Source organism: Bradyrhizobium sp., assembly GCF_004799445.1.
Classification (GTDB): domain Bacteria; phylum Pseudomonadota; class Alphaproteobacteria; order Rhizobiales; family Xanthobacteraceae; genus Bradyrhizobium.
This window is the reverse complement of sequence record NZ_SSNA01000117.1, coordinates 1-26,381: the sequence shown is the minus strand read 5'-3', so window position 1 is coordinate 26,381 and position 26,381 is coordinate 1. Positions and strand designations below refer to the sequence as shown.

28 protein-coding genes and 1 tRNA gene are annotated in these 26,381 nt (G+C 63.3%); 8 read left to right on the top strand and 21 right to left on the bottom strand.

Annotated features, from left to right (window positions below):
• The 3 genes from E8A46_RS16095 to E8A46_RS16085 form a co-directional block, all read right to left on the bottom strand.
• Positions 1-561 (bottom strand): saccharopine dehydrogenase NADP-binding domain-containing protein (locus E8A46_RS16095; protein WP_291562532.1); only part of this gene is annotated, 561 nt, incomplete at its 3' end.
• A 53-nt stretch (positions 562-614) separates the two neighbouring features.
• Positions 615-1,400 (bottom strand): DUF169 domain-containing protein, encoded by a 786-nt coding sequence (locus E8A46_RS16090; RefSeq protein WP_291562530.1) that lies wholly within the window; start codon positions 1,398-1,400, stop codon positions 615-617.
• 83 nt (positions 1,401-1,483) lie between these two features.
• Positions 1,484-2,287 (bottom strand): YdcF family protein, encoded by an 804-nt coding sequence (locus E8A46_RS16085; RefSeq protein ID WP_291562527.1) that lies wholly within the window; start codon positions 2,285-2,287, stop codon positions 1,484-1,486.
• Positions 2,288-2,353: 66 nt separating this feature from the next.
• Between E8A46_RS16085 and E8A46_RS16080 the strand changes: the two genes are divergently transcribed.
• From E8A46_RS16080 to E8A46_RS16065, 4 genes are all read left to right on the top strand, one after another.
• Entirely contained in the window at positions 2,354-3,295 is a 942-nt protein-coding gene (locus tag E8A46_RS16080; protein ID WP_291562524.1) for an acetamidase/formamidase family protein, read from the top strand.
• Between the two features lie 119 nt (positions 3,296-3,414).
• On the top strand, positions 3,415-5,208 hold the full coding sequence (locus E8A46_RS16075; RefSeq protein WP_291562522.1) for an adenylate/guanylate cyclase domain-containing protein: 1,794 nt from the start codon (positions 3,415-3,417) through the stop codon (positions 5,206-5,208).
• A 220-nt stretch (positions 5,209-5,428) separates the two neighbouring features.
• Positions 5,429-8,236: a di-heme-cytochrome C peroxidase gene (locus E8A46_RS16070; RefSeq protein WP_291562520.1), complete on the top strand. Its 2,808-nt coding sequence runs from the start codon at positions 5,429-5,431 to the stop codon at positions 8,234-8,236.
• A 382-nt stretch (positions 8,237-8,618) separates the two neighbouring features.
• Positions 8,619-8,819: a hypothetical protein gene (locus E8A46_RS16065; protein WP_291562518.1), complete on the top strand. Its 201-nt coding sequence runs from the start codon at positions 8,619-8,621 to the stop codon at positions 8,817-8,819.
• Between the two features lie 157 nt (positions 8,820-8,976).
• Here E8A46_RS16065 and E8A46_RS16060 read toward each other — a convergent pair whose 3' ends face one another.
• Positions 8,977-9,255 carry a hypothetical protein gene (locus E8A46_RS16060; RefSeq protein WP_291562516.1) on the bottom strand — a complete coding sequence of 93 codons (279 nt, stop codon included), beginning with the start codon at positions 9,253-9,255 and terminating at the stop codon, positions 8,977-8,979.
• Between the two features lie 343 nt (positions 9,256-9,598).
• On the opposite strand from E8A46_RS16060, the gene E8A46_RS16055 reads away from it, so the two are divergent.
• A complete protein-coding gene (locus E8A46_RS16055; RefSeq protein ID WP_291562514.1) occupies positions 9,599-11,335 on the top strand; it encodes a methyl-accepting chemotaxis protein in 1,737 nt (578 codons plus the stop codon).
• A 70-nt stretch (positions 11,336-11,405) separates the two neighbouring features.
• On the opposite strand, the gene E8A46_RS16050 is transcribed toward E8A46_RS16055, so the two are convergent.
• The gene (locus tag E8A46_RS16050) at positions 11,406-11,582 is read right to left on the bottom strand and encodes a hypothetical protein (protein ID WP_291562511.1); all 177 of its coding nucleotides are present in this window, start codon (positions 11,580-11,582) and stop codon (positions 11,406-11,408) included.
• A 125-nt stretch (positions 11,583-11,707) separates the two neighbouring features.
• Here E8A46_RS16050 and E8A46_RS16045 point away from each other — a divergent pair, with 125 nt between their 5' ends.
• The gene (locus E8A46_RS16045) at positions 11,708-11,869 is read left to right on the top strand and encodes a hypothetical protein (protein ID WP_291562508.1); all 162 of its coding nucleotides are present in this window, start codon (positions 11,708-11,710) and stop codon (positions 11,867-11,869) included.
• A 29-nt stretch (positions 11,870-11,898) separates the two neighbouring features.
• Here the strand turns inward: E8A46_RS16045 and E8A46_RS16040 are convergent, their stop codons facing one another.
• The gene (locus E8A46_RS16040; protein ID WP_291562505.1) at positions 11,899-12,294 is read right to left on the bottom strand and encodes a DUF2158 domain-containing protein; all 396 of its coding nucleotides are present in this window, start codon (positions 12,292-12,294) and stop codon (positions 11,899-11,901) included.
• Positions 12,295-12,643: 349 nt separating this feature from the next.
• Here E8A46_RS16040 and E8A46_RS16035 point away from each other — a divergent pair, with 349 nt between their 5' ends.
• Positions 12,644-12,994, top strand: a complete 351-nt coding sequence (locus E8A46_RS16035; RefSeq protein WP_291562502.1) for a hypothetical protein — start codon at positions 12,644-12,646, stop codon at positions 12,992-12,994.
• Positions 12,995-13,061: 67 nt separating this feature from the next.
• Here E8A46_RS16035 and E8A46_RS16030 read toward each other — a convergent pair.
• The 7 genes from E8A46_RS16030 to E8A46_RS16000 form a co-directional block, all read right to left on the bottom strand.
• A tRNA-Pro gene (locus tag E8A46_RS16030) sits at positions 13,062-13,139 on the bottom strand.
• Between the two features lie 90 nt (positions 13,140-13,229).
• On the bottom strand, positions 13,230-13,808 hold the full coding sequence (locus tag E8A46_RS16025; protein ID WP_291562500.1) for a MerR family transcriptional regulator: 579 nt from the start codon (positions 13,806-13,808) through the stop codon (positions 13,230-13,232).
• A 54-nt stretch (positions 13,809-13,862) separates the two neighbouring features.
• Complete coding sequence (locus E8A46_RS16020; RefSeq protein WP_291562498.1) at positions 13,863-14,192, bottom strand: integration host factor subunit alpha; 330 nt, start codon at positions 14,190-14,192, stop codon at positions 13,863-13,865.
• Positions 14,193-14,323: 131 nt separating this feature from the next.
• Positions 14,324-15,301, bottom strand: coding sequence for a beta-ketoacyl-ACP synthase III (locus tag E8A46_RS16015; protein ID WP_291562495.1), 978 nt, complete (start codon positions 15,299-15,301; stop codon positions 14,324-14,326).
• Positions 15,298-16,359: a phosphate acyltransferase PlsX gene (plsX, locus tag E8A46_RS16010; protein WP_291562492.1), complete on the bottom strand. Its 1,062-nt coding sequence runs from the start codon at positions 16,357-16,359 to the stop codon at positions 15,298-15,300. The genes E8A46_RS16015 and plsX overlap by 4 nt, the downstream gene beginning before the upstream one ends.
• A gap of 291 nt (positions 16,360-16,650) precedes the next feature.
• On the bottom strand, positions 16,651-17,241 hold the full coding sequence (locus E8A46_RS16005) for a DUF177 domain-containing protein (protein WP_291562489.1): 591 nt from the start codon (positions 17,239-17,241) through the stop codon (positions 16,651-16,653).
• Between the two features lie 19 nt (positions 17,242-17,260).
• Positions 17,261-17,812: a ubiquinol-cytochrome C chaperone family protein gene (locus E8A46_RS16000; RefSeq protein ID WP_291562486.1), complete on the bottom strand. Its 552-nt coding sequence runs from the start codon at positions 17,810-17,812 to the stop codon at positions 17,261-17,263.
• Positions 17,813-17,933: 121 nt separating this feature from the next.
• Between E8A46_RS16000 and bamE the strand changes: the two genes are divergently transcribed.
• A complete protein-coding gene (gene bamE / locus E8A46_RS15995) occupies positions 17,934-18,413 on the top strand; it encodes an outer membrane protein assembly factor BamE (RefSeq protein WP_291562481.1) in 480 nt (159 codons plus the stop codon).
• Between the two features lie 127 nt (positions 18,414-18,540).
• Here bamE and E8A46_RS15990 read toward each other — a convergent pair whose 3' ends face one another.
• The 8 genes from E8A46_RS15990 to glyA form a co-directional block, all read right to left on the bottom strand.
• Positions 18,541-20,661, bottom strand: coding sequence for a sodium-translocating pyrophosphatase (locus tag E8A46_RS15990; RefSeq protein ID WP_291562478.1), 2,121 nt, complete (start codon positions 20,659-20,661; stop codon positions 18,541-18,543).
• Between the two features lie 213 nt (positions 20,662-20,874).
• Positions 20,875-21,873 (bottom strand): thiamine-phosphate kinase, encoded by a 999-nt coding sequence (thiL, locus tag E8A46_RS15985; protein ID WP_291562534.1) that lies wholly within the window; start codon positions 21,871-21,873, stop codon positions 20,875-20,877.
• Positions 21,874-21,877: 4 nt separating this feature from the next.
• Positions 21,878-22,393 (bottom strand): transcription antitermination factor NusB, encoded by a 516-nt coding sequence (gene nusB, locus E8A46_RS15980; RefSeq protein WP_291562475.1) that lies wholly within the window; start codon positions 22,391-22,393, stop codon positions 21,878-21,880.
• 2 nt (positions 22,394-22,395) lie between these two features.
• Positions 22,396-22,887 (bottom strand): 6,7-dimethyl-8-ribityllumazine synthase, encoded by a 492-nt coding sequence (gene ribH / locus E8A46_RS15975; protein WP_291562472.1) that lies wholly within the window; start codon positions 22,885-22,887, stop codon positions 22,396-22,398.
• Positions 22,888-22,958: 71 nt separating this feature from the next.
• Positions 22,959-23,567, bottom strand: a complete 609-nt coding sequence (locus tag E8A46_RS15970) for a riboflavin synthase (RefSeq protein WP_291562469.1) — start codon at positions 23,565-23,567, stop codon at positions 22,959-22,961.
• A complete protein-coding gene (ribD, locus tag E8A46_RS15965; protein WP_291562466.1) occupies positions 23,567-24,721 on the bottom strand; it encodes a bifunctional diaminohydroxyphosphoribosylaminopyrimidine deaminase/5-amino-6-(5-phosphoribosylamino)uracil reductase RibD in 1,155 nt (384 codons plus the stop codon). The genes E8A46_RS15970 and ribD overlap by 1 nt, the downstream gene beginning before the upstream one ends.
• On the bottom strand, positions 24,718-25,200 hold the full coding sequence (gene nrdR, locus E8A46_RS15960) for a transcriptional regulator NrdR (RefSeq protein WP_291562462.1): 483 nt from the start codon (positions 25,198-25,200) through the stop codon (positions 24,718-24,720). The genes ribD and nrdR overlap by 4 nt, the downstream gene beginning before the upstream one ends.
• 12 nt (positions 25,201-25,212) lie before the next feature.
• Positions 25,213-26,381 (bottom strand): serine hydroxymethyltransferase (glyA, locus tag E8A46_RS15955; RefSeq protein WP_291562458.1); only part of this gene is annotated, 1,169 nt, incomplete at its 5' end.

Below are 26,381 nucleotides of genomic sequence, written 5' to 3'. Positions count from 1 at the left end.
TGCCGCGGTGCCGCCCGACAGCGTGCCCTTCATGACGCGGACCCGTCCCTTGATCCGGCTGACCGGCGCACCCAGCAGCTTTTTCGCGGTCTCCTGGCAATAGAACACCCCGAGCTCGAACGGGATCGAATCGTAGCCGCAGGAAAACAGGATGCGGGCGCCCGTCGATTGCGCGGTGGCCTCATGCGCATCGATCATCTGGCGCATCCAGATCGGTTCGCCGCAGAGGTCGACATAGTCGGTGCCGGTGGCGGCGCAGGCGGCGAGCAGATCCGAGCCGTAGTACTGATAGGGACCGACCGTCGTCAGCACCAGATTGGCCTGCTCGACCATCGCCTTCAGCGATGCCGCATCTCCGGCATCGGCGGCAATCAGGGGAATATCGGCCGGCGCGCCGATCGCGTCGCGCACCGAAGCAAGCTTGTCGAGACTGCGTCCGGCCATCGCCCATTTCGGCGCACCCTTGCCGACATAATGCGCCGCCAGGTATTCGGCGACGAGCCGACCGGTGAAGCCGGTGGCGCCATAGACAACGATGTCGAACTTCGACGAGGACTTCATAGTCAATTCCTTGAGGTGCGAAACGGAAAGGTTTGAATGCGCGCCTGTGTTGGCTATTTGTTGGCGTAGGAAACGCTCATGCCGGCGCGCACGTCGCTCTGGATACCGTAAGGGGCGATCGGATAGCGCAAGCCGTTCCTCGCCAATGCCTTCATGCCCGCGATCGCCTTGGCCAGATGCGAAGGCTGCAGCGCCATCAGCATCTCCTCATCCGGCACGCCGCCGTAGCGCCGCTCGGCATAGCACGGCAGCGACAGGCTGGGCTCGCCGGTCTTAAGCGCCCTTCCCCATGAATCGGCGCAGGCGGTCTCGCCGACCACACCCCATTCGAATTTCTTGTAGCCGGTCCACTGCAGTCCGTTGATCAGGATGATCATCTGGCCGGGCGTCGCATAGACCAGACAAATGTCCGGCGGATTAAGCCGGCCGCTGGCAAGCGGAGACACCACCATCGCCTGGTATTTGCCGAAGGGGACGACATCAAGCGCCTGCTGGCGTTTGCGCGCGTCCTCGGCATTCTCATGCCAGACGCCGACATAGCCCTGGCCGGCCAGCCACTTCTCGTCCTGTGGCGCGAGCCCGATCACCGCGCGGCACTGCGCGCCGACGAGATCGTCTGCCGTGATGCCGACGGTCCATCCCAGCCGCGAGGCCATGCTGACGATCTGGTCGGTGGTATGAACCGCCGTCGGCCGCCGGAGTTTCGGTATCGCCGCCATCTCGTCGGCGCTTGCGAACATCTTGAGGCCGATCACGGTGGTCTTGAGGCGCAGCAGGCCGTTCAGATCGGCCACCATGCCGGGCAAATCGAACTGTTCCGGCGGGGTTTGCTGTTGCATGGCGTCCAACTCCGAGATCGGCGGGCCGGCGCGCCCGCAGCACTGATCCTAGCCCGATTGCCCGCCGGTGGCGACCGGCGGTTCTAGTTTTGGCCGGGCCCCGGCAGCAAGGCATCGATCTTGCCGGTCGCCCTGTACGCGGCGAGACCGATCCATTCGCGCACGGCCATGTCGGTGCGCGTCAATCCCTCGATCGCAATCTTCGAAAATGCCAGGAGATCGTCAGGCCCGCCGACCCACCAGTCGACCGGATAGGGTTCGACGGCAAATCCGGCCTTGCGAAACAGGCCGACGGATCGCGGCATATGGAAGGCCGAAGTCACCAGCAGCCAGCGCTCGCCGTCCTTCGGCGCCACCAGCGCCCTGGAGAATTCGGCGTTCTCCTGGGTGTTGCGCGAACGCCGCTCCATGATCAGCCGCGATTTGGCGATGCCGAGGCTTTCGAAGACGGCGCCGGCGAAATCAGCCTCTCTGGCGTCATTGGAAATCAGGTTGGCGCTGCCTCCGGAAAACACGATACGCGCCTTCGGATATCGCAGCGCAAGCGCGGCGGCGGCGATGATGCGATCGGGCGCGCTGCGAATCACCGGCGCGCCGTGCGCGGCCGAAATTTCGGCTTCGATGGATGCTCCGAGGACGATGATGCCGTCCGGCGCCCCCCGCGAGGCATCCCATGGTGGAAAGCGCTGTTCGAGAGGATAGAGCAGCAGGTTTCCGAGCGGCGAAAACCCGCAGATCGCAAGCAGGACCAGCGAGGCGATCACGAGCTTGCGGCCCAGAGACTTCCATCGCGTCGCCAGCAAAATCGCGCCGAGCACGCCGGCGCCGATCAGGAAATTCACCGGCAACAGCATGATGCCCAGCGTTTTGGAGAGGAAAAAAAACACGAGAGACCTCTTGGAATGTCTGGTACAGCGTCATACTCGACCGCTGCCCCAACAAGAAGCCCCGTCATGACGCATCATCACCTGCATTCCAGCCCCGCGACCTGCCACTGGGGCTTCTTCGACGCCAAGCTGAAACCGGTCCTCACCATCGCCAGCGGTGACGAGGTCACCATCGACACCATCAGCGGCGGCCCCGAGGTGGTGCCGGACCGCAGCCGGTTTCACGTCCCGCCTGAACTCGCCGATGTTCATGCCAGGAACGAGCGGATGGTGCCCGGACATATCCTGACCGGTCCGGTCGCCGTCGTGGGCGCCGCGCCCGGCGACGTGCTGGAAGTCGAAATCCTGGACGTCAGGCTTCGCCAGGACTGGGGCTACAATCTGATCCGGCCACTGGCCGGCACGTTGCCGGACGATTTCCACCAGGCCCGGCTCATGAATATCCCGCTCGACAAGACGCGGATGGTGGGCCGGCTGCCGTGGGGACTTGATCTGCCGCTGGCACCGTTTTTCGGCGTGATGGGCGTGGCGCCGCCGCCGGCCTGGGGGCGCATCACCTCGCTGATCCCGCGGGCGATGGGCGGCAACCTCGACAACAAGGAGCTGACGCCGGGCGCAAAGCTGTATTTGCCGGTGTTCGTGGCAGGCGCCCTGTTTTCCTGCGGCGACGGCCACGGCGTCCAGGGCGACGGCGAAGTCTGCGTCACCGCGATCGAGACCGCGCTGCAGGGACGTTTCAAATTGACGCTGCGCAAGGATTTGCGGCTCGACTATCCCCGCGCCGAGACACCGACGCACTACATGACGATGGCGATGGATCCCGATCTCGATCAGTGCGTGGTGCGGGCGCTGCGCGATATGATCGTGCTGCTCGGCGAAAAGCGCAATCTGTCGCGCGAAGATGCCTACACCCTCTGCAGCCTGGCCGCCGACCTGCGGGTGACCCAGACCGTCAATGGTTCCAAGGGTATCCATTGCATGATCGCGAAGGCGGTCGTTCATGGGTAAGACTTGCTTACCATGCCATGAACTCACTTGCGACACCGCCCGTTAAGGCCATTGGCTTGGGTCCACCGACCACGTACCGTGCTATCTGCCGGTTCGCGACGACAGGAGATGGGAAGGAGATGGAGAGACGCCTCGCAGCCATCGTCTGTGCTGACGTCGCCGGTTACTCGCGCATGATGGGTGCCGACGAGGCCGGTACCCACGCCGCGTTCAAGGCCCATCGAAGCGCGATATACCCGATCATTCTCAATCACGGCGGCCGGATCGTGAAGAACACCGGCGACGGTTTTTTGCTGGAATTTCCGAGCATCGTGGGGGCCGTCGAGTCGTCCATCGCGATGCAGGCGCTGATGGCGGAACGGAACAACCACCTCCCCGCGGACCGGGTCATGCAATTCCGTCTGGGCGTCCACATGGGAGATGTGATGGCCGACGAAGAGGAAGTCTTCGGGGACGACGTGAACATCGCCGTGCGGCTCGAAACGGTCGCCGCGCCCGGCGGCGTGGCGGTTTCAGCCAAGGCCTATGGCGAGGCCAGCAGGCATCTCAGCGTCCCGCTTGTCGATGCCGGCAGTTACCGATTCAAGAACATCGAACAGCCGGTAAGCGTCTGGACCTGGGAGCCTGGCGGCTCCGACAGCGGCGGCCGCGAACGCAAGGATACATGGGATCTGCCTGCGCAATATCGCACGGCGATCGTGGGGGTACTTCCCTTTGTCAATCTCAGTGATAGCGCTGACGAGTATTTTTCTGACGGACTCACGGAAGATTTGATCCACGCGCTGTCGCTGCAATCATTTTATCGGGTTTTGAGCAGAAACGCGACTTTCTCGTTCAAGGGCAAGAACCTGAGCACGCGCCTGATCGCGCGGGAGATTGACGCGACCTACCTGATCCAGGGTTCGGTACGGCGTGCCGGAACCAAAATTCGCGTCACGGCCGAGCTGATTGCCCCGGAAAAAGGCGAACAATTATGGACTGGTCGATATGACCGGGACATCGACGATCTGTTCGCGATGCAGGATGAAATCACCACCAGCCTGTGCGCGGCATTGGCCCCGGAGATCTATCGGGCAGAAGCTTCGGCTCCCATCCGGTCATCATCCACCGTTCTGACCGCATGGGACCGGTTCTTGAGAGGACTTTCTCACTATTACCGACAGACGAAGGCGGATTTTGAAGCCTCGATCGCACTGTTCAAGGAGGCGATCGCGCTCGATCCGTCGCTTGCGATTGCGCGGGCCTATCTCGCCACCATTCTGTTGCAGGGCGTGCACTTTGGGTGGATCCGAAGCACCCGCGAATTATGGGCCGAGGCAATGAGCCTGGCGGAGAGCAGTGTCAGGCTTGACCCGCGCTCGTCGTTCACCTTTGCAATTCTGTCCTATGTGCACGCGATGGAGGGGCATTACGAGGCGGCGCTCGACGCCGGAAAAAGAGCGGTCGAGCTCAATCCGTATGACATGGGCGCCCGCGGTGTGCTTGGCTTCTGTCACTTCGTTATCGGGGAGCATCGACAGGCCATCGAGTTATTTTCAACGGCCGTGCAGCGCGGCAACAGCGACCCCAGATTTCAATGGGGGGCGCTGAACGCGTTCAGTCACTACCTTCTCGGACAATACAACGCTTCGCTGTCCTGGTCGCGCGAAGCCCTTTATTTGAATCCCAATCATCTTCAAGTGCTTGCGATACGGGCGGCGGCTCTCGCGCAACTGGGACGAACCGAGGAAGCGGCAAAAGCGGCCGAGGTCCTGCTAACCAGCTATCCAACCCTGACCGTTGAGCGGCACCTCAGGAACTTCCGGTGGAAATCTCCGGCCGATACCGCCCATTACCGGGACGGGCTTTTGAAAGCCGGCGTACCCCTGAGCAAATTGCGTCTCGTCGAGCGTGTTTCGAAGCGCACGGCCTAGGCGCGCTCGGTGCGCGCCGGAAGCGTTCAAGCGCTTCCGGCCAAGCCAAATGCCCACTACTTGCTGCGAGCCGTCTGTTGACACAGATTTGGATTCCGCCAAGACTCCTATGCATCCTGAGGTAGTGCGACGGCTTCAAATTCGTTTTTCAAAACCTTCATTCGCCTTATATCGAGACGAGTCACTCGCATAATTCGACGGTTTTTGAGGATTCAGCTCCATGCCAATCGAACGCGCTGGTCCAGCTTCAAGCGACGCCTCCGCCGGGCAGATCGCCATTTCGCCCGATAATCCGTGCCCCTTCCTGCGCGCGCTTGTGGCGGGCGGTTTCGTCGGCGGCCACGTGCCGCTTGCCACGCTCTCCCATACCGTCGAGGCGGCGACCGGTGAACGGGGGCTGGCGGAAAGACTGGCCGGCGTGAAGACCTACCTGGTTGCCCTGATCGCGAACGGCCTCAGTCCCCTGCGCCTGTTGCGGAGCTGGTGGTCCGGCGCGGTGCTCGACGAACTGCGCGATGGTCCGCTGGACAAGCATGGCGTCGGTTCGCGCATCCTCGATGCGACCGCCCGTGTGAACGAGACCGAAATTGAACGCCTCGCCGGGTTCGGCAGCGACTACAGGGATCCGTGGGGCAAAACCGAGCGCGGCCTGACGGCGGGCGAAATCACGGCCTACATGAACGCGAATTTCGAACGCGCCAAGGACAAGAGGCGATGGTTTGACCGGAAGTTGATGGACGGCGAATGGCCGGTTCTGCTGAACATCATGGGCAAGGGTGATGGCGAGCAACGCTACCTCAGCGTGGCCGAGGTCCGAACCCTGTTCGTCGATCGGCTGTTGCCCGAGCGGATCGCCGCGCGCCTGACGTCACGGCCGGCATCCGCGCCACGCGCTGTCGTCGTGCTCGGCAAAATCGCGCTCGTCGCGGCGGCCTTTGGCCTCGCTGTGATCGTGGCGATCGCGGAGTTTCCCGACCAGCTACAGAAATTCCTGCCGCCGCTGGCGCAACTGCTGCCCCCTCCCTTGCCGGAGCCTGCGCCAATCAAAGAAGCGCGTTGGCTCGACCAGAACTGGTCGATGGAGGACCGGCACTGGTTCCACCACGCCAGCCAGGGCACCGTGACTTTTCCGGTGCCCTACGCGTTGTTTGTCGCGCTGGAACGGCCGGGCATCCATTTGTTCACCGAACCCGGCCTGCTGAAGGATAGCGAATATCTCGAGCGGTTCGGCTTTCTTCCAAGCCCGAAAACCATCCATACCGACGAAGCGACCTTGCATCGCTTCGGCTATTACGCGTCCGACGCCAGGACGGAGCCGGCACCACCGTCCGTCGCAGGCTTCATCCCGACGCAAGCCGAGAATTTCGATGGCCTGCCGGTCGGTTTCGCGCGAATGCCCGGTGCCTCCGACCCCACGACCGGCAAGCCTCAACCCGAGATGATCGGGCTGACCTGCGCGGCCTGTCATACCGGGCACATCAACTACAAGGGCGTCAGCGTGCGCTTTGACGGCGGCCCGGGGATGGTGGACCTGCTGAAACTCGAACTGGCGACCGGCCAGTCGATTTTGTCCACGCTGTACCTGCCCGGCCGGTTCAAACGCTTCGCCACCCGCGTCCTGGGTCAAGGTGCAACTCCGGCAGAACGCGACGAGCTCAAGAAAACCCTTGCGAGGGGCGGCGACTTGGTGCTCGGCCAGGTCAAGGCGCTGAAGAAAGCGCTTGGAGATAAGCACCAGATTGATACCGAGGAAGGCTACGGGCGGCTGGATGCGCTGAACCGGATCGGCAATCAGGTTTTCGCCACCGACATGGCGATCAGCGGTCTGCCGGAATTTGAAAAGAACCTGCACGCCAGGGACGCGCCGGTCAGTTTTCCGCCGATCTGGACCGTGCCGTGGCTCTCGTGGGCGCAGTACGACGCCTCGATCGGGCAGCCGTTGATCCGCAACGCCGGCGAGGCGCTCGGGGTTTCGGCACGGCTCAATCTTTCGCCCGACGCCCCCAAGGAGTCGCTGTTCCGCTCCTCGGTTGCGCTCGAGAATCTGCTTCGCATCGAAGATATGCTGCGCGGCCCCAATCCCTTTGGCCAAAACCCAAAAGGCTTCGGCGGATTGCAGCCACCGAAATGGCCGTCGCAAATCTTCTCCAACGACCCCGCGTGGAAGATCGACACGGAGCGCGCATCAAAGGGCCGGGCGATCTATGCCGATATCTGCGTCGAGTGCCACCTTGGACCGGTCAACGATCCCGTGTTCGACGCGCAATTCCCGGACAAGAGTGTCTGGAAACCGGAGCACTGGGACGCCAATGGTCCGGTGTTGAAGCCGGTACAAAAACCGGTGGAGGTGATGGGCACCGACCCGGCGCAGGCCAACGTGCTGGTATCACGCAAGGTCGACCTGCCCGGCTTCCTGGATTTGCAGCCTGCGCGCGATATGCAGCCCGCGGGCGACGCTGGCAAGGTTTCCGACTGTGCCGATCTGCCTCTGCCCTCCACCTATTCCTCGACGGAAATGCCGTATGCGATCGCCTTGATGACCGTCGTGGAGCTGGTCAGCAGAAAATGGATGAAGGATAACCACGTTTCGGAAGCCAATGAGAAACAGCTTTGGGGTTTCCGAAAAAACTGTCCCAACCCCGAGAAGGACCTGCACTATCGCGCCCGTCCGCTGAACGGCGTGTGGGCGACCGCGCCCTATCTTCACAACGGTTCGGTTCCCTCGCTCTGGTGGATGCTGATGCCCGCGGCGCAGCGCCCCAAGCAATTCTGCATGGGCTTTCGCGACTACGATCCGCAGCAGGTCGGCTTCCACGTCGAGGCCGGCGAAGTGCCAAAGTGCAGGAACGGCGAAACCCTGTTCTCCGCGACGCCCCCCGGCTCGCCGGTCGACGGCAACAGCAATCTCGGTCACTCGCTCGAGGCACCGCCGGGTGAAGGCCCGCACGAGCATAAAAAGGGGGTCATCGGCCGCCTGCTGAGCGATGAGGAACGCAAGGACCTGATCGAATACTTGAAGACGCTATAGAAGAAGGACGCATCGCAAGGCGCCGTTGCGCGGGGAATTGAACGCTCACCCCTGCGGACCAAAATGTCGTCGGCGATGATGCCAGGTTTCCAACGCCACGTTGCCGAAGATGAACACCGCGAATGATGTCATTCAACTGTGGCTGAGGGCCGCGTTGTGGTGCGCCTTGTCTGCCCTGGCGTCAAATCCCTCTGCCGCGATGGCGGAGCCACAGCGTACCGACGCCGGTCTCGCTCACAGCAGAATGTCGTTCCTTTCAGAACCGCGGGATGGAGCGAGCCAACCCGCTGAAGAGCCTCCGCCCGCCGCGCCCCAGGAGGAAAACAACAGCTTTGACGGAGCATGGACCTTCACCAGCGCCGGATGCCGGGGCACAGGCTCCTTGCCTGCAAGGATCGTCAGCGGAAAGATCATCATCAGGGGTGGCAGCGGACAGGTCGATCCGGACGGCACGTTGCATTCGGTCGGCGCCGGCAACGGCATGACCCTGACCGCCGTCGGACAATTGTCAGGAAATACGGGGTCTGGAACATTCAACCGATCCGACGGCTGTATCGGCCGCTGGATCGCCATCAAGCACTAGAGCGCCGGTTCTGATCGAATCAGAACCGGCGCTCTGGTCTTTTATTTTGACGTGTTTTCTTTACGCGAACCGGTTGCCACTTCGCTCGAAAACGCTCTGGGACGGCCGTCGTCCTTGCAGACGTCCTCCGTGGCGACGTGCCTTCGCCGGCCGTGTTCTAATTCGTGGTGCCGCTGGCCTTGGTCCGCTTCGCCGCGGCGTCCTTCGAAACAGGCTTTGGCGGATCGACGCCGCGCGCGGCGCCCCAGGGGTCGGCGGGTGGCTGGTCGGGAATGTTGCCGAGCGAATGCTTATAGGCCTTTTCGGCCGACTTCTCGGCCTCGATCTGCGACGGTGACTTGGGCGGGTCTTGCGGTGCGGCAGGGGCGCCTTTTTGCGCGTAAGCGGGCCCGGCCACCAACAACGCGATCATGGCTGCGGCGCGAAGAACTCTCATGCATAGCTCCCTCATTCGAATCCTACATATCACCGGCTTGCCCGCGGCGCCAACAGCTCACCTTCGCTGTAGCCTCAGGCGCTTTTCTTAGCCCGCGCAACCGGCCATTTCAGAGCGGACGGAACCCACCATTGAACCACCGTCAGACAGATCCGCCATGCGGCCGATCGGGATTGCAGCGCCGAGCGCGCTGCCAAATCCCTCGATGCGCCGCGGGACTCTCGCTTGCCGCGAACGGTATCATAGTAGAGAAATTGGGTACCCTGCCGACTCCAACCTACCGATGACAAATACTATCTTAAACATAAGACGATAAGGTCAGGCATTTTTAGGGAGAGATTGCATGACGTTCGGATGGAAGGGACGGCGTTTCCCTCTTGCGCGGCTGAACCTCGGGCCCAAGGCCGTCATGAGTGCGGCGCTACTGATCGCAATCAATACCACGCTGTTGGTCGGGGCGGGTTACTGGTCATTGACACGCGACTTCAACATCCGCGCGGAGCGAGACATCGATCTCAGCCTGCGCACGCTCAGCCTGGCGTTTGGCGAAGCCTTCCAGGATGCGAAGATCACGATTCGCGACGGCGTCGTTGACCGCATTGAAATTCCCAGGATGCCCGAATTCACCGATCACCGGATCGTGGACCGGGCGACTTCGTATGTCGGAGGCAACGCCACGCTTTTCGTCTACGACGACGCATCGCAGCAATTCGTGCGCCGAACCACGAACGTCAAAAAAGAAAATGGCGATCGGGCGGTTGGCACGCAGCTCGCGGCGGATCATCCGGGGCAAGCCATGCTTCGCCGTGGTCAGGCCTACAAGGGCCCGGCGATGCTGTTCGGGCGTCGTTTCTACACCGCCTATCAGCCGGTGTTTGATCCCGCCGGCAAGGTGATCGGCATCGTCTATGTCGGCATTCCGACGGCGCAGCTCGACGCCATGCTGTGGCAGGCGATCGACGCGATGGCAATTGCAGCCGGCATTGCTGCGCTGCTCGCGCTTGTGACGACGATGGCGCTGGTTCGCCGCGTTACCAAGCCGCTGAGGGCCGTGGCGGAGACCCTGACCGTGCTCGCCGAAGGAAGGACGGATGTCGAGATCCAGCATGCCGATCGCCACGATGAAATCGGCGTAATCGCCCGGACCGTCGGTGTTTTCAAGAACAACCGCATCGAGCGCCGCCAACTCGAGGCCGAACGCATCAGCGCCGAAAAGCAGGCGACGGAGCAGCGCAAAGCGGAGCTCAATCAGTTTGTCGAGGCTTTCCGCACCAAAATTGGTGGCATCATCGAGCAAGTCCTGAATTCATCGGGGAAATTTGAAAGGGATGCCCAAACGCTTTCGGTGACTGCGCATTCGACGGCAGAGATGTCCGGCCTGTCCGCCGATGCGTCGCGACAGGCTTCCGAACATGTCCGCAGTGCCGCGACCGCATCGAACGAGCTGTCCCAGTCGATCGTCGAGATCAGCCGCCGGGTCCAGGATTCCAACGGCGTTGCCGCCGATGCGGTCAAGCAGGCCGATGCAACGGATCAGCGGATGGCGGAACTGACGGCGGCCGGCGACCGGATCGGGGACGTGGTGAAGCTGATCACGTCGATAGCGGAACAGACCAATCTGCTCGCGCTCAACGCCACCATCGAGGCCGCCCGCGCCGGCGATGCCGGCCGCGGTTTTGCGGTGGTCGCCCAGGAGGTCAAGAACCTGGCGGGGCAGACCGCCAAAGCCACCGACGAGATCAGCGCGCACATCGTCAACATGCAGCGCGCCACCGGCGAGTCCGTGGATGCGATCAAGGCCATCGGGCAGACGATCGAGCGCATCAGCGAGATCACGACCTCGATTTCCTCTGCTGTCGAGGAGCAGGGCACCGCGACCCAAAGCATCGCACAGGGGGTCCAGGCTGCCGCCGGCGGTACCCTCGAAGTTGCCGAAAACATCGAGCGCGTCGCGCGCGGCGCCGGAGAGACCGAGACGACATCGGGTCAGATGCTGAGATCGGCCCAGGCCCTGTCCGAAGTGAGTATCCATCTGAAGGACGAGGTCGAGAAATTCCTGGACAGTGTTCGGGCGGCGTGACCTGAAGCTGGATACCTCCGTTCCCCGTGATGAGGTCGGTCGACGATCCGGTCAAGCAGGCGCGGCTAGCCTAACGCTCGCGCGCCGCCGGCGCCGTGAAGCCGGCCCAGGTGAGATAGATCCCGATCACCAGCGCGGGCGCGAGAAACACACGGTAGTGTTCGCCGTATCGCATCTGCTGCATCATTGCGCCAAGCGCCTCGGGCGAAAGAACGACAAGCAGAAAACCCTGGCGAGGATCAACCATCCCACCAAGGTGACGACGAGCGGCAGCGCGCCGTAAGCCCGCAAGAAAACGCCGCCACCCGGCCGAAACATGCTAGGCTTCAGCCGCGCAGTCGATCAGCCCGCGAGACGGAGCGCTTGAGCCAAATGCGAAAGATGGGTCTCAAAGCCCTGACGGCGATTTTGACGATCGGAAGGCGCTCAAAGAAGCATGTCGACTGGACCTTGGCGATCGCGATATTCTCGACGATTGTCACCGTCGCCCTGATCGCGCTTTATTTCCTGCAGGACAGCACGGACTTTCCGTAGCCTTCGCGCGGGGTGGATAGGCCGAGCGATCAGCTGGCAACACGGCTCACCGTCGGAGTGGCCGCGAGAGTATCGTACTTGGCCGATGCACGCTTTGGCCTCCTAATGACCAGCTTTGAGGCATCGTTCTCTGCCTCGGCGGTAACGTTCATGGCGGCGGTCATCTCATCAAGAACCACCTTGTATTCGCCGGCGGCCTCCTCCAGACCCACTTCCTTTTTTTCAGGAGAGGCTTCTTGCAGCCGTGCCGGCTCGATGGCCCTGTGATCGAACCGCACCCGCTCAAGTTTCTCGCCGACAAACCAGGCGCAAAGCACGCCCGTTACCTTGTCGTCATCGAAGATATCCGTGTTGACCGTATCCACCGTCATGATGGGGCCACCGGATTTCAACACCACGAGATCGCCCGACTTGATAACGGTCATTGGTAAACCCACAGTCAGTGCGGCGAATTGCGTTCAATCAAACTGCAATCATAACAAGTCGCCGCTACTTCTTCACCGGCGCGGATGGGGACGCGCTGTTCGGCGCGCTCATCTCGCGACAGGCAGCGCCCGCATTTTGATTGGCGTCGCGTGGCCAAGATAAGGCGCGAGCCCACGCGGAACTTCGGCGCCCCAAAATGATTGGCGCGGCCCCCGCGTCGTATAATTTTCACTTAAACTACCACAAGGAACTGATTCGCGGCACGAACATTGCTTTAAACGAGCTGGCTGGAAAACTCAGGAGTGCGGCATGAAACGCCTCGTCCTTTGTACAGCGTTCGGTTGCTTGATGAGCGTAGCGAGTGCCCGTGATTTCGGGCAATGGGAAGGAACTAATCCGCAGATACGCGAATGGTTCCAGGCCTTGATGCAGCCTGATAATCCCGCGGTCTCATGTTGCGGCGAAGCCGACGCTTATTGGGCGGATTCGTTCGAAGTCGATGGCGACAAATATGTCGCCATCATCACCGACTCCCGGCCGGACGAGCCGCTCCGCCGCAAACACATCGACGTCGGAACGAGGTTCGTCATCCCGAACCACAAGCTGAAATACGACCAGTCGAACCCGACCGGCCACGGCATCATTTTCCTGAGCAGGGGCGACTACGTGTACTGCTACGTCGCGCCGGGCGGCGTCTGATCTTTGCGCAGGGAATGCCGGGCAGCAGGGGATCGCCGGATTCCCCCTGTGATTGCGGTGAGGTGATTGGTCGGAGCGAGAGGATTTGAACCTCCGACCCCTAGTCTCCCAGACTAGTGCGCTAACCGGGCTGCGCCACGCTCCGATGCCGTTCCCTTAGCTTCGATCAGGCTGGCGCGCAAGGCGGGCGATTCGCCTCCCGGACACCGGCAAATGCCGGTTCCCAACGGGGCGGCTAGCCGTCCTTCAGCGCTGCATCGAGCAATTGCCGGCAGGCGATCAGGTCCTGCAGCACGCTTTTCAGGCGCGAAACGTCGAACAGGGGTGGCAGGTCGGCCACGCCGGGGATCAGGTCGTCCTCGCCCTCCTCCTCGAAGGCCGCCGAATGTCTGACCCTGCCGCGTCCGGCGCGGCGAGATCTCCGGCCCTCGTCCGCTTCGTCACGCTCCTCGTCATCGATGTCGATGCCTGGGGCGTCGTCATCCTGCTCCAGAATGCTTAGCCCGATCACCTCTTCGATCGCGCCGAACGACGCTACCGCCGAGGCATCCGCCAGCCGCTGAACGGAGCCGATGCCGTGTTCCTTGAGAATGCGCTGCACCCCGCGGATGGTGTAGCCCTCGCCATACAGCAGGCGACGGATACCGCGGAGCAGATCGACATCATCGGGACGATAGTAGCGGCGGCCGCCGCTCCGCTTCATCGGCTTGATCTGAGTGAACCGCGTCTCCCAGAAGCGCAGGACATGCTGGGGGATATCGAGATCGTCGGCGACCTCGCTGATGGTTCGGAACGCATCCGGCGCCTTGTCCAAATGCCCGCTCCCCTTGTGCTCGCCCCAGTTGAACGACTGACCCAGCCGGCCTCTTTAGTCGGCCTTGCCCTCGCCGTTGCCGGCGCTGTGACCGTTGATCCGCTGCTTTAGAATAGCCGACGGCTTGAACACCATCACGCGCCGTGGCGAAATCGGCACTTCCGTGCCCGTCTTCGGGTTGCGGCCGATCCGCTGACCCTTCTTGCGCACCATGAACGAACCGAACGAAGACAGTTTCACCGTCTCGCCCTTTTCAAGGCAATCGGTGATCTCCTTCAACACCAGTTCGACAAACGCCGACGATTCCGTGCGCGACAGCCCCACCTTCTGGTAGACGGCTTCGCACAGATCGACGCGTGTAACGGTTTTTCCGGTTCCGGTCATCGCCTGCCCCAACTCACGGCGAACAATATGTATCTGAAATTATGAGCTTAACAAGCGACGGTCAACAGCGCTCATCAATGCACTAGCATGAAAGAACGCCGCAAAGTCTACAGGTTTTTTTAATATGCCGTCTACCAGCGCAATAGCGCCGAGCCCCAGGTGAACCCGCCGCCCATGGCTTCGAGCAGGACCAGATCGCCCTGCTTGATCCGTCCATCCGCCACCGCAACCGACAGCGCCAGCGGAATCGAGGCAGCCGAGGTGTTGCCATGCAGGTCGACCGTGACCACAACCTTCTGCGGCGCAATATGCAGCTTGTGCGCCGAAGCATCAATGATTCGCTTGTTGGCCTGGTGAGGAACGAACCAGTCGATATCTTCCGCGCTGGTGCCGGTCGCTTCGAAGGCATCGACGATCACGTCGGTGATCATGCCGACGGCATGCTTGAACACGTCGCGGCCTTCCATCCGCAGAAAACCCACGGTTTGGGTCGAGGATGGCCCGCCATCGACGTATAATTTCGACTTGTGCCGTCCGTCGGAGCGCAGCCGGGTCGTCAACACGCCGCGATCGGAGGACTTGCCCGGCTGCGGCTGGGCGTCCAGCACGATGGCGCCGGCGCCGTCACCGAACAGCACGCAGGTGCCACGGTCGTTCCAGTCGAGAATCCGCGAGAAGGTCTCGGCCCCGATCACCAGCGCGCGCTTGAAGGCGCCGGTGCGCAGAAAGTTGTCCGCGGTGGCCAGCGCGAAGATAAACCCCGAACATACCGCCTGCAGATCGAAGGCCGCGCCGTGGTGGATGCCAAGCCCTTCCTGGACCGCGACCGCTGTCGCGGGAAAGGTGTTGTCCGGCGTCGAGGTCGCCAGCACGATCAGATCGATCGACTGCGCGTCGATTCCGGCATTGGCAAGCGCCGATCGCGCGGCGTGGATCGCCAAATGCGAGGTGAACTCACCCTCCGCCGCGATATGGCGCTGCCGGATGCCGGTGCGCTGCACGATCCACTCATCGGAAGTATCTATTCGCGTCGCCAGCTCGGCATTGGTCAAGATGTGCTGCGGCAGGTAGGAGCCGCAGCCGAGCACGACCGAACGGATTTCAGTCACGAGACAGCCTCCTGCGCGTTCGGCGCCTGGGCGAGCGCGCTGCCGTCACGATTGAGCATCTGGTTGATCTTGGTGAGGAGGTCGTAGCGGACCATGTCATAGCCAACGTCGACCGCATAGGCAAAGCCTTCGGCGTCGGTTCCGCCATGGCTCTTGACGACGATTCCGTTCAGCCCGAGCACCACGCTGCCGTTGGATTTCGAGGGATCGAGCTTGTCGCGCAGCGCCTTGAAGGCATTTCTGGCGAACAAATAACCGATCTTCGCCCGCCAGGTCTGAGACAGCGCCTCACGCAGGAATTCGGTGATCTGGCGCGCCGTGCCTTCTGCGGCTTTCAGCGCAATGTTGCCGCTGAACCCTTCGGCGACGATGACGTCGGCGGCCCCCTTGCCGATGCCGTCGCCCTCGACGAAGCCGATATATTCGAGCTGCGGCAGGTTCATCGCGCGCAGCAACTCCGCGGCTTCGCGAATTTCCTCGCGGCCCTTGATCTCCTCGACGCCGATATTGAGCAGCCCGACCGTCGGCCGTTCCAGACTGAACAGCACGCTGGCCATCGCGCTGCCCATCACCGCCAGCGCCACCAGATGATGCGCGTCGCCGCCGATGGTGGCGCCAAGGTCGAGCACCACCGAATCGCCGCGCGCCGTCGGCCATATCGCCGCCAGCGCCGGCCGGTCGATCCCGGGCAACATGCGCAGGCAAAACCGCGCCATCGCCGCCAGCGCACCGGTATTGCCCGCGGATACCGCAACGTCGGCCTCGCCTTTCTTGACGGCGTCAATCGCCAGCCACATCGACGAGGACTTGCGGCCGCGCCGCAAGGCCTGGCTGGGCTTGTCGTGCATGCTGACGGCGACGTCGGTGTGAATGACGCGGGAGACCGCCTTCAGCGCCGGATGATTGGCCAATTGTGGCTCGATCAGCGCGCGATCGCCGAACAGGAGGAATTCGGTGTCGGGGTGCCTGCTCAATGAAATCGCGGCGCCGGGAATGACGACCGATGCGCCGACATCGCCACCCATGGCGTCAAGCGCGATTCGAACCTTTTGAGGCATGAACGTCCCGGAAACCTGATCTCTTTGCGGACTCGTAGCGCTCGGCCGCTGACTGCAAATCGCCACGGACAGCGGCGATCGGCGAGGCACAACGCTGCGCCCCGGCCGGGCCGCGACAATAGCGTTTCCCCGCCCCGACACAACCTCTTGACCGCTTCCTTTTGATGGCCATGCCCGCAGCAAGGCAGATTCGGTATATGGAAATAACTCGAGTTAATTCAATGCGCTAAATGAAATATAGGGCCGATCCCAGCTTCAGATTTGTTGCGGTGCAGGTTCTGCAACCGCTCTTTAGCCCCGCTTGCCACCCTTGGGCGTCCCGGGCGGCTTCTTGGAGGTGGACGGTTTGGTGTCGAGCCGCAGGGCTTTGAGCGCGGCGAACGGGTGATCCATGGGATCGGCGGTTTCCACGGGCGGCTCGAAAACCGCATCCGGCTTGCGTGGATAGGGATCCACCGCCAGGAACAGCGCATCGGTCGCAAGCCGGCCAAGATCGATCACGCCATGGATGATCGGCTCCGGCGGATCTGGAGTCTCCGTTTCGCTTTCGGCGGCCTCATCGACCAGAGCGGACAGATCCGGAATTTGCTCCGGCGGCGCGAAGACCAGGTCGATCGGCTCGTCGAGCTCGTTCTCGATCGGATCGAGCGTCACCACGCAGGTCTGTCCGATCCGCGCCCGCACGCGGCCGGTGACATGGATACGGCCCCCGCTTTTGGGCGTCACATCGAGCGAGGCGCTCGCCGACAGGATTTCGCGCAAGCCCGCGGCCTCAGCCATGGCCTCGCGCGTGGCCCGGTCAGCCTCGATGTCGCGATGCAATCCGGTGTCCGGTATTTGCACCACTGTGACCGGGACGCTCCATGGATCTGCCTTGCTCATCATGCTCATCGTTTCTGTTTTATGGCTGCGCGACGGTCTCGGCCGGCGACGGAAACCTCCACGCCGCGCCGCGCAACGTCGCCTCGTCGAGACCTGTCAGGCTTGCGATGGCGCTCTCGGCATAAATGGCAAGCCGCCGTGCTTTGTCGATGCCCTCTCCATTCAGGATATTCTTGCACAGGGCCAGCGCGAACAGCTCCTGACCGGAGCTCAAAGCGAGATCATAGGCGGCCGCCCGGCCGTAGAACGCCTCCCCGAAGGCCTGCATGCGCTTCGGGACCGTGAGATCGCCGACACCCATTTCTCTCAAATTGGCGTCCATATCGTCGCAGAAATGATCGAAAAGCGCCTGGGACAGGTTCGCAGCGCCGTCCGCCGACTGAAATCGCCGCAAGACCATCCACAAATGCAGCACGAGCAGATCAAAACGACCGTTAACCGTATCCGGCACGCCAAGATCCCGGTAGAACCAGGGTTGTCGCGCTTGCGTCACGATCATGCCATAGATGGCCTCGATGGTGCCTCGCGAGGACGCCCGGGGTTTCCTGAAGTGACTGAACGGCCAAAGCATTGTGGGTTCCGCAAGCGAGCCCCCAAGGTTTGCCTATTGGGTGCCGCCTCTGTTGCAATCCAGCGTGCTGCCCGGTACGTCAACGCTTGACGCGATGCAAGGGGATGGAACCGGTTCCGGAATGATTGAGTCCAGTCAGACAGGCTCTCCGCGCGGCTCGGCAACGCGCTGGCGCGGTTTGCGCGCCGCGGCCGCGGTTGCATTGGTGTGCGCGGCACTGGGCGGCTGCGGCGAGCAGTTTCAGAAGGGCTACATCCTGCCGCCAGGCGCGCTTGAGCAAATTCCCATTGGGGCGAGCCAGGATCAGGTCCTGATCGTGATGGGGACGCCATCCACGGTCGCCACCCTCAACGGTGAAGTCTTCTATTACATTTCGCAGCGCGCCGAGCGTCCGATCGCGTTCATGAACGACAAGATCGTCGATCAGCGCATAATCGCGGTCTATTTCGACAAGAACCGCCAGGTGAGGCGGCTCGCCAATTACGGGCTGAAGGACGGCATGATATTCGACTTCATCAGCCGCACCACGCCGACCTCGGGCCAGGAGATCAACTACGTGGCCCCGCTGTTCAAGGCGCTTAACTGGGGTCAGGGCCAGTAAGACGATCGCAGGCTTGACGCGTTGCCCGCGCGAAGCGCGTAACCGACAGGCCGTCCCGTCTCTCATCTCTCAAATAAAAAACCCCGCGGCTCGCACCGCGGGGTTTTGTCTGTGATCGCACCGTCGATCAGTGGGCCAGGATCGCGAGCAGCAACAGCGCCACGATGTTGGTGATCTTGATCATCGGATTGACGGCGGGCCCCGCCGTATCCTTGTAGGGATCGCCGACGGTATCGCCGGTCACCGCTGCCTTGTGGGCGTCGGAGCCTTTGCCGCCGTAATGGCCATCCTCGATGTACTTCTTGGCGTTGTCCCAGGCGCCGCCGCCCGAGGTCATCGAGATCGCGACGAACAGACCGGTCACGATGACACCGAGCAGCATCGCGCCCACGGAGGAGAACGCCGCGGATTTACCGGCCGCGCCACCGCCTGCAATGCCGAAAATGACAAAGTAGACGAAGATCGGCGACAACACCGGCAGCAACGACGGGATGATCATTTCCTTGATCGCCGCCTTGGTCAGAAGATCGACCGCGTTGCCGTAATCCGGCTTGTCGGTGCCCTGCATGATGCCGGGCTTTTCGCGGAACTGACGCCGCACTTCCTCGACGATCGCGCTGGCCGCGCGGCCGACCGCCGTCATGCCCATCGCGCCGAACAGATACGGCAGGAGGCCGCCAAACAGCAGGCCGACCACGACGTAGGGGTTATTCAGCGAGAAGTCGGGCAAGACGCCCTGGAAGTACGGATACTTCGCGGCATTGGCGATGAAGAATTTGAGGTCTTCATTGTAGGCCGCAAACAGCACCAGCGCGCCGAGACCGGCCGAGCCGATCGCGTAACCCTTGGTAACCGCCTTGGTGGTGTTGCCGACCGCGTCGAGCGCGTCGGTCGCCTTGCGCACTTCCTTGGGCAGACCGGCCATTTCGGCAATGCCGCCGGCATTGTCGGTGACCGGCCCGAAGGCGTCGAGCGCCACGATCATGCCGGCCAGCGCCAGCATCGTCGTGGTGGCAATCGCGATGCCGAACAGGCCGGCAAGGCTGTAGGTGACGAGGATGCCGGCGATGATCACCAGCGCCGGACCGGCGGTGGCTTCCATCGAGATCGCCAGACCCTGGATCACGTTGGTGCCGTGACCGGTGACCGAGGACGCCGCGATCGACTTCACCGGGCGATATTCGGTGCCGGTGTAGTATTCGGTGATCCAGATGATCAGCCCGGTGACGACCAGGCCGACGATGCCGCATTCGAACAGCGCCATGCCGGTGAACTTGACGCCCGCCAGCGGGCCGAAACCGACCAGCCAGTAGATCACGCCGGCGACGCTGATCAGCGACAGCACGCCGGTGGCGATCAGGCCCTTGTACAGCGCGCCCATGATCGACTGGTTGGCGCCGAGCTTGACGAAGAAGGTGCCGATGATCGAGGTGATGATGCAGGCGCCGCCGATGGCGAGCGGCAGCGTCATCATGTTGACCAGAAGCGGCGAGGTCGCGAAGAAGATCGCCGCCAGCACCATGGTGGCGACCGCAGTCACCGCGTAGGTCTCGAACAGGTCGGCGGCCATGCCGGCGCAATCGCCGACATTGTCGCCGACGTTGTCGGCGATGGTGGCGGGGTTGCGCGGATCGTCCTCGGGAATGCCGGCCTCGACCTTGCCGACGAGATCGCCGCCGACGTCAGCGCCCTTGGTGAAGATGCCGCCGCCGAGCCGTGCGAAGATCGAAATAAGCGATGCGCCGAAGCCGAGCGCCACCAGCGCATCGACGACGGTGCGGCTGTTGGCGGCCAAGCCCATGAAGTGGGTGAGGTAGGCGAAATAGATGGTGACGCCGAGCAGCGCGAGACCGGCCACCAGCATGCCGGTGATCGCTCCCGCCTTGAAGGCGAGCTCAAGGCCGCCGGCCAGCGAGACGGTGGCGGCCTGCGCGGTGCGCACGTTGGCGCGAACCGACACGTTCATGCCGATGAAGCCAGCGGCGCCCGACAGCACCGCGCCGACCGCGAACCCGACAGCAACCAGCATGCCGAGGAAATAGGCGAGCAGCGCGAAGATCACGATGCCGACCATACCGATCGTCATGTATTGGCGCTTGAGATAGGCCTGCGCGCCTTCGCGCACCGCGGCGGCGATTTCCTGCATGCGCGGGTTGCCGGCATCGGCCTTCATGACTGATGCCGTCGCCCAGATGGCGTAAACGATGGAAAGCGCTCCGCAGAGCACAATCACCCATAATGCTGTCATTGAATTTGCCTCGGATCTATCGTGATTCTCACCCCACGCCTGTCACCGCGGGAGCGGCGGGCGCATAAAAACAAGGCCTTCCCTGCCCAAAAGGGCGGCCTCAAATCGGGCGGGACCATGCCAAAATCATATCCCCGGCGCAACGCCGTGGAGTGCCAAAACGGTCGATTTCGGCAGGTATTTACGTGGAAACATGCGCTTTTCCGGAAAATCCTAGAAATGGCTGTAGGCGAGGCGCGATAGCGGCAGGTCCCTGCCCTGCGCATCGAGAAACCTCGGCGCCGAGCGCCCCGCGATTACGGTCCCGATCGAGCTTACCGCCACTCCCGCGATACCGGCAGCCCTTGCAAGCGCGTCGAAGCCGTCCTCGGGGATCGCGCACAAAATCTCGTAGTCGTCACCCCCGGAAACCAGGGCCTCCATGCCGACCGCGCGACGTGCGAGCGCGGTCGCCGCGGCGGCGGACAAGGGAATACTTGGTATGTCGATGACCGCCGACACGCCGGACGCCATGCAAAGCTTGGCCAGATCGCCTGCAAGACCGTCCGATACATCCATCGCCGCATGCGCATGATCGCGGAGGGCTTGCGCCAGTGCGTTCCGGGGCTGCGGCACCCGGTAACGACCGACGAGCAGCTCTCTTGCCGCGGCATCATCGGCAAGGGCTGCGGCCACCGCCCCGCCCTTGAGGATATCGAGGCCAAGCATGGCGTCGCCGACCGTCCCCGTCACCACGACGCGGTCGCCGGGCTTGGCGCCACTGCGGCGGAGCATCTGGCCCGCGGCGACCCGCCCGAATGCGGTGATCGAGATCATCAGCGGACCCGGCGTCGAGACGGTGTCGCCGCCCAGCAGCGGACAACCGAACCGGCTGGAGTCCGCGCCCAATCCGCGCGCGAAGGATGCAAGCCATGCATCATCGGCCGCGCGCAGCGCCAGCGTCAGGACAAAGCCCGCCGGCGCAGCAGCTTTCGCCGCAAGGTCGGAAAGGTTCACCCGCAGCGCCTTTTGCGCGATGGTGTCGGGAGGGTCGCCGGGCAAGAAATGGACGCCTTCGACGATGGCGTCCGTCGTCACGACGATATCGTCGCCCATGGCCTTGAGGATCGCCGCGTCGTCGCCAAGGGCGAACGCGCCGGGGTCCGTCGCAAGCGGACGAAAGTATCGCGCGATCAGGGAGTCCTCACCGGATGCACCTGCACCGGGGGGCATCATCTCAGCCACCCGCCCGCACGAACTCGTCGGCGCGAAACTGGCGGGCGATCTGGTCGAGCACCGCGTTCACCATGCCGGTCTCTTCAGCCTCGACAAAGGCGTGCGCGACATCGACATATTCGGATACGACGACGCGGCCGGGCACATCCTTGCGATGCTCCAGTTCGTAAGCGCCGGCGCGCAACACCGCGCGCAGGATGGCATCGATCCGCTTCAGCGGCCAGCCCCTGGACAGCGCGTCGTCGATCAGGGGATCGAGTTTCGCCTGATCGCGCACCACGCCGGACACGACGTCGCGGAAGAATGCCGCTTCAGCCGGCAGATATTTGTCGCCTTCGACCTCGCCGCCGAGCCAATGACTCTCGAACTCCGCGAAAATATCGTTGATGCCGGCCCCGCCGATGTCCATCTGATAAAGCGCCTGCACGGCGGCGAGCCGTGCCGCGCCGCGGCGGTTGGCTTTTCTGTCCGGGCCCTTTGCAGGTTTCTTGACCTGCTTCTTGTTGTCTTCTGTCATGATCAGGTCCGCGTCAGCCGGCGTTTGAGCCGCAGCATGGCGAGCGCCGCGCGCGCGGCATCGCCGCCCTTGTTGAGTTCGCCCGCCCGCGCCCGCGCCCACGCCTGCGCATCGGTGTCGACGGTAATGATGCCGTTGCCGAGCGGAATTTTTCTCGCCACCGCAAGATCCATCAACGCCCGCGAGGATTCCATCGATACGATTTCGAAATGGATGGTGTCGCCCCTGATGACGCAGCCGAGCGCGATCACCGCGTCGTACGGTCTGCGGTTGGTCTCGGCGGCATCGAGCGCGATCGCGATCGCGGCCGGGATTTCCAGCGCACCGGGCACCGTAATCACCTCGTGGGTGACGCCGGCGGCCTTCAGTTCGGCGACCGCCCCTTCCAGCAGCGCGTCCTGGATGTCGTCATAGAAGCGGGCCTCGACGATCAGCGCCCGTGCGCCCGATATGTCGGTTTGATCGTTTAACGGTGCGCGCCGCGCGTCTGCCATCTTGTTCCCGTTGATATTGGATGATTGATGCGGGTTTTAGGCGCAGCGGCGTCCAAAGCCAAGGGCCGCCTCTATTTCATTTCCGCAAGCCGCGCGGCGTAGCGCGCCATCAGGTCGACCTCGATATTGACCTCGCCGCCCGCGCGCCCGTCGCCAAGCGTCGTCACATTGAGGGTGTGCGGAATGATCAACACCGAAAAAGCGACGTCATCGACGGTATTCACCGTCAACGACACGCCATCGAGCGTCACCGAGCCCTTGGCGGCGACGAAGCGTGCCAGCTCGCGGGTGGTCCGCAGTTCGAACCGCGCCATGTCGGGCAGATCGTCTCGCCTGACGATGGCGGCAATCCCGTCCGCGTGTCCGGCGACGATGTGACCGCCAAGCTCGTCGCCGATTTTGAGCGCCCGCTCGAGATTGAGTTTGGTGCCAACAGTCCAGTGCTTCGCCGTGGTCATGCCGAGCGTTTCGGCGGCGGCATCGACATCGAACCAGGTTTTTCCCTGTTCCACGCCGGAGGCGACCACGGTCAGGCAGACGCCATTGCAGGCGATCGAGGCGCCGTCCGCGATGGTGGAGCGGTCGTAACGGCAGGCGATGCGCAGTCGATGCAACTGCCCTTGCGCCGTTGGCGTCAGGCTGACGATCTCGCCGACGTCGGTAACGATCCCGGTGAACATCAGGCGCGCTCGTATACGGTAAGAGTGTCCTTATCGAGGCTCTCGCTAGCACGAACGCGAAAGGCGAGCGACTGCGTGATTGAGGTGAGCGGCAAGGCGTCCAGCGCCGCGACGCCGCCGGCGCCAATGGCCTCCGGGCCACGCAGCAGCCAGAATTCGTCGACCAGGCCTGCCGCAGCAAAGGCCGCGGCCACGCGCGCGCCGCCTTCGACCAGGAGGCAGGTGATGCCCCTCTGCGCCAACGCGTGCAGCACGGCCGACAAGTCCAACCCCGGCGGCGGTGCGGCCGTGGTGGCGACGCGGATGACCTGCGCGCCGGCAGCGCCCAGTTTCATGGCCGCCGGCGCTTCCGCAAGGTTCGACGTCATCACCCATAGCGGCGTCGCGCGGGCCGAATGCACCAGCCGGCTGGTGCCCGAGATCCGCAGCGCACGGTCCAGCACCACGCGCACCGGCGAGCGCGCCTCCATGCCCGACAGCCGGCAGGTCAGCAGCGGATCGTCTGATAGCACGGTGCCGACCCCGACCAGGATGGCGTCGCACTGCGCGCGCAGCAGATGCATCCGTGCCTTGGCCGCCTCACCCGAGATCGCCACCGGCGTGTGGCCGGCTGCGGCGATCTTGTCGTCGGTGGATACCGCAAGCTTGAGGATCACATGCGGCCGCCCCTCGCGGACGCGCCTGAAATGCCCGGCGTGATCGTGCGCAGCCTCCGCCGCGCCGAGCCCGATCTCGACCGCAATCCCCGCCGCGCGCAGCCGGGCATGGCCCTGGCCTGCCACCTCGGGGTTGGGGTCCTCGATCGCCGACACCACCCGTTTGATCCCGGCGGCGATCACCGCATCAGTGCAGGGCGGCGACTTGCCGACATGCGAGCACGGCTCCAGCGTCACGTAGAGCGTCGCGCCGCGGGCGGCCTCGCCGGCCTGGGCAAGTGCGACCGGCTCGGCGTGCGGACGGCCGCCTGGTTGAGTCCAGCCGCGCCCGACAATGACGCCATCCTTGACCACCACGGCGCCGACGGCGGGATTGGGCCAAGTGCGGCCCTGCCCGCGCCGGCCGAGCGTGAGCGCCAGCTGCATGAAGCGCTGGTCGGCAGCCTTCGAATCCTTCGATTTCTGCGCGAACTGCTCTTCCAGAATGCGGAAGATCATTTGCGTAACAGGGCAATCCGCGCGTCGTCGTCGCCGGAGAGCTCGCCGAGCACCGCTTCAAAGTCCTTTGCTTCGCGAAAATTGCGATAGACCGAGGCGAAACGCACATAGGCGACGTCGTCGAGCTGGCGCAGATGCTCCATCACGATCTCGCCGATCGCCTCGGATGATATCTCCGCTTCGCCGCCGCTTTCGAGCTCGCGCACGATGGCAGAAACCATCTTCTCGACCCGCTCCGGATCGACCGGGCGCTTGCGCAACGAGATCTGCAGCGAGCGCACCAGTTTGTCGCGATCGAACGGCACCCGGCGGCCGTTGCGCTTGATCACCGTGAGCTCGCGCAATTGCACCCGCTCGAAGGTGGTGAAACGGAAATTGCAGGCGACGCACACCCGCCGCCGCCGGATCACCGCCGAATCCTCGGTCGGACGCGAGTCCTTCACCTGCGTATCGAGACTGTTGCAGCTTGGACAACGCATCCGGCCAGAACCCTATTGATAGATCGGGAAGCGATCGGTGAGCGCCTTTACCCGTTCCTTGATCGCGGCTTCCACCATCGGCGCCGCGCCGTCCTGCGACTGCGCGACCGCGTTCAGCACTTCGGCGATCATGCCGCCGACCTGCTTGAATTCGGCGACCCCGAAGCCGCGCGTGGTCGCCGCCGGCGTGCCGAGCCGCAGTCCCGAGGTGACGAAAGGCTTTTCCGGATCGAAGGGAATGCCGTTCTTGTTGCAGGTGATCGCCGCGCGCACCAGCGCCTTTTCCGAGACATTGCCCTTCAGTCCCTTGGGCCTGAGGTCGACCAGCATCAGATGGTTGTCGGTCCCCCCCGAAACGATGTCGAGGCCGTGGCCGCGCAGGCTTTCGGCCAGCGCCTTGGCGTTCTCGACCACGTTCTTCGCATAGATCTTGAAATCCGGACGCAGCGCCTCGGCGAACGCAACCGCCTTGGCCGCGATCACATGCATCAGCGGGCCGCCCTGCAGACCCGGGAAGATCGCCGAGTTCAGTTTCTTGGCCAGCGCCTCGTCATTGCACAGGATCAGGCCGCCGCGCGGGCCGCGCAGCGACTTGTGCGTGGTGGTGGTCGTGACGTGCGCATGCGGCACCGGGGAGGCATGCACGCCGCCGGCCACCAGCCCTGCGAAATGCGCCATGTCGACCATCAGGTAGGCGCCGACATGGTCGGCGATCTCGCGGAAACGCTTGAAGTCCCAGGCGCGCGAATAGGCCGATCCGCCGGCGATGATCAGCTTCGGCCGCACCTGCTCGGCCTGTTTCGCCACCGCGTCCATGTCGATGATCTGGTCCTCGCGCCGCACCGTGTAGTGCTGCGCCTTGAACCATTTGCCGGACATGTTGACCGGCGAGCCGTGGGTGAGATGTCCGCCGGCGGCGAGATCGAGGCCCATGAAGGTATCGCCGGGCTGCAGCAGCGCCAGAAACACCGCCTGGTTCATCTGGCTGCCGGAATTCGCCTGCACATTGGCAAAGCCCGCGCCGAACAGCTTCTTGGCGCGCTCGATCGCCAGCGTTTCGACGACGTCGACCCATTCGCAGCCGCCGTAATAGCGGTTGCCCGGATAGCCTTCGGCATATTTGTTGGTCAGGACCGAGCCCTGCGCTTCCAACACCGCGCGGCTGACGATGTTTTCCGACG

Excerpts from the sequence above, each read along its gene's own strand:
- bamE (WP_291562481.1), top strand. The coding sequence starts at position 17,934 with ATGATTGAGTCCAGTCAGACAGGCTCTCCGCGCGGCTCGGCAACGCGC.
- ribH (WP_291562472.1), bottom strand. The coding sequence starts at position 22,887 with ATGGCAGACGCGCGGCGCGCACCGTTAAACGATCAAACCGACATATCG.
- E8A46_RS16040 (WP_291562505.1), bottom strand. The coding sequence starts at position 12,294 with ATGACCGTTATCAAGTCGGGCGATCTCGTGGTGTTGAAATCCGGTGGC.
- thiL (WP_291562534.1), bottom strand. The coding sequence starts at position 21,873 with ATGCCCCCCGGTGCAGGTGCATCCGGTGAGGACTCCCTGATCGCGCGA.
- E8A46_RS16080 (WP_291562524.1), top strand. The coding sequence starts at position 2,354 with ATGACGCATCATCACCTGCATTCCAGCCCCGCGACCTGCCACTGGGGC.
- ribD (WP_291562466.1), bottom strand. The coding sequence starts at position 24,721 with ATGATCTTCCGCATTCTGGAAGAGCAGTTCGCGCAGAAATCGAAGGAT.
- E8A46_RS16090 (WP_291562530.1), bottom strand. The coding sequence starts at position 1,400 with ATGCAACAGCAAACCCCGCCGGAACAGTTCGATTTGCCCGGCATGGTG.
- E8A46_RS16050 (WP_291562511.1), bottom strand. The coding sequence starts at position 11,582 with ATGGTTGATCCTCGCCAGGGTTTTCTGCTTGTCGTTCTTTCGCCCGAG.
- E8A46_RS15990 (WP_291562478.1), bottom strand. The coding sequence starts at position 20,661 with ATGACAGCATTATGGGTGATTGTGCTCTGCGGAGCGCTTTCCATCGTT.
- E8A46_RS16075 (WP_291562522.1), top strand. The coding sequence starts at position 3,415 with ATGGAGAGACGCCTCGCAGCCATCGTCTGTGCTGACGTCGCCGGTTAC.
- E8A46_RS16000 (WP_291562486.1), bottom strand. The coding sequence starts at position 17,812 with ATGCTTTGGCCGTTCAGTCACTTCAGGAAACCCCGGGCGTCCTCGCGA.
- E8A46_RS16055 (WP_291562514.1), top strand. The coding sequence starts at position 9,599 with ATGACGTTCGGATGGAAGGGACGGCGTTTCCCTCTTGCGCGGCTGAAC.
- E8A46_RS16035 (WP_291562502.1), top strand. The coding sequence starts at position 12,644 with ATGAGCGTAGCGAGTGCCCGTGATTTCGGGCAATGGGAAGGAACTAAT.
- E8A46_RS15970 (WP_291562469.1), bottom strand. The coding sequence starts at position 23,567 with ATGTTCACCGGGATCGTTACCGACGTCGGCGAGATCGTCAGCCTGACG.
- E8A46_RS16045 (WP_291562508.1), top strand. The coding sequence starts at position 11,708 with ATGCGAAAGATGGGTCTCAAAGCCCTGACGGCGATTTTGACGATCGGA.
- E8A46_RS16070 (WP_291562520.1), top strand. The coding sequence starts at position 5,429 with ATGCCAATCGAACGCGCTGGTCCAGCTTCAAGCGACGCCTCCGCCGGG.
- E8A46_RS16020 (WP_291562498.1), bottom strand. The coding sequence starts at position 14,192 with ATGACCGGAACCGGAAAAACCGTTACACGCGTCGATCTGTGCGAAGCC.
- plsX (WP_291562492.1), bottom strand. The coding sequence starts at position 16,359 with ATGCCTCAAAAGGTTCGAATCGCGCTTGACGCCATGGGTGGCGATGTC.
- nrdR (WP_291562462.1), bottom strand. The coding sequence starts at position 25,200 with ATGCGTTGTCCAAGCTGCAACAGTCTCGATACGCAGGTGAAGGACTCG.
- E8A46_RS16060 (WP_291562516.1), bottom strand. The coding sequence starts at position 9,255 with ATGAGAGTTCTTCGCGCCGCAGCCATGATCGCGTTGTTGGTGGCCGGG.
- E8A46_RS16005 (WP_291562489.1), bottom strand. The coding sequence starts at position 17,241 with ATGAGCAAGGCAGATCCATGGAGCGTCCCGGTCACAGTGGTGCAAATA.
- nusB (WP_291562475.1), bottom strand. The coding sequence starts at position 22,393 with ATGACAGAAGACAACAAGAAGCAGGTCAAGAAACCTGCAAAGGGCCCG.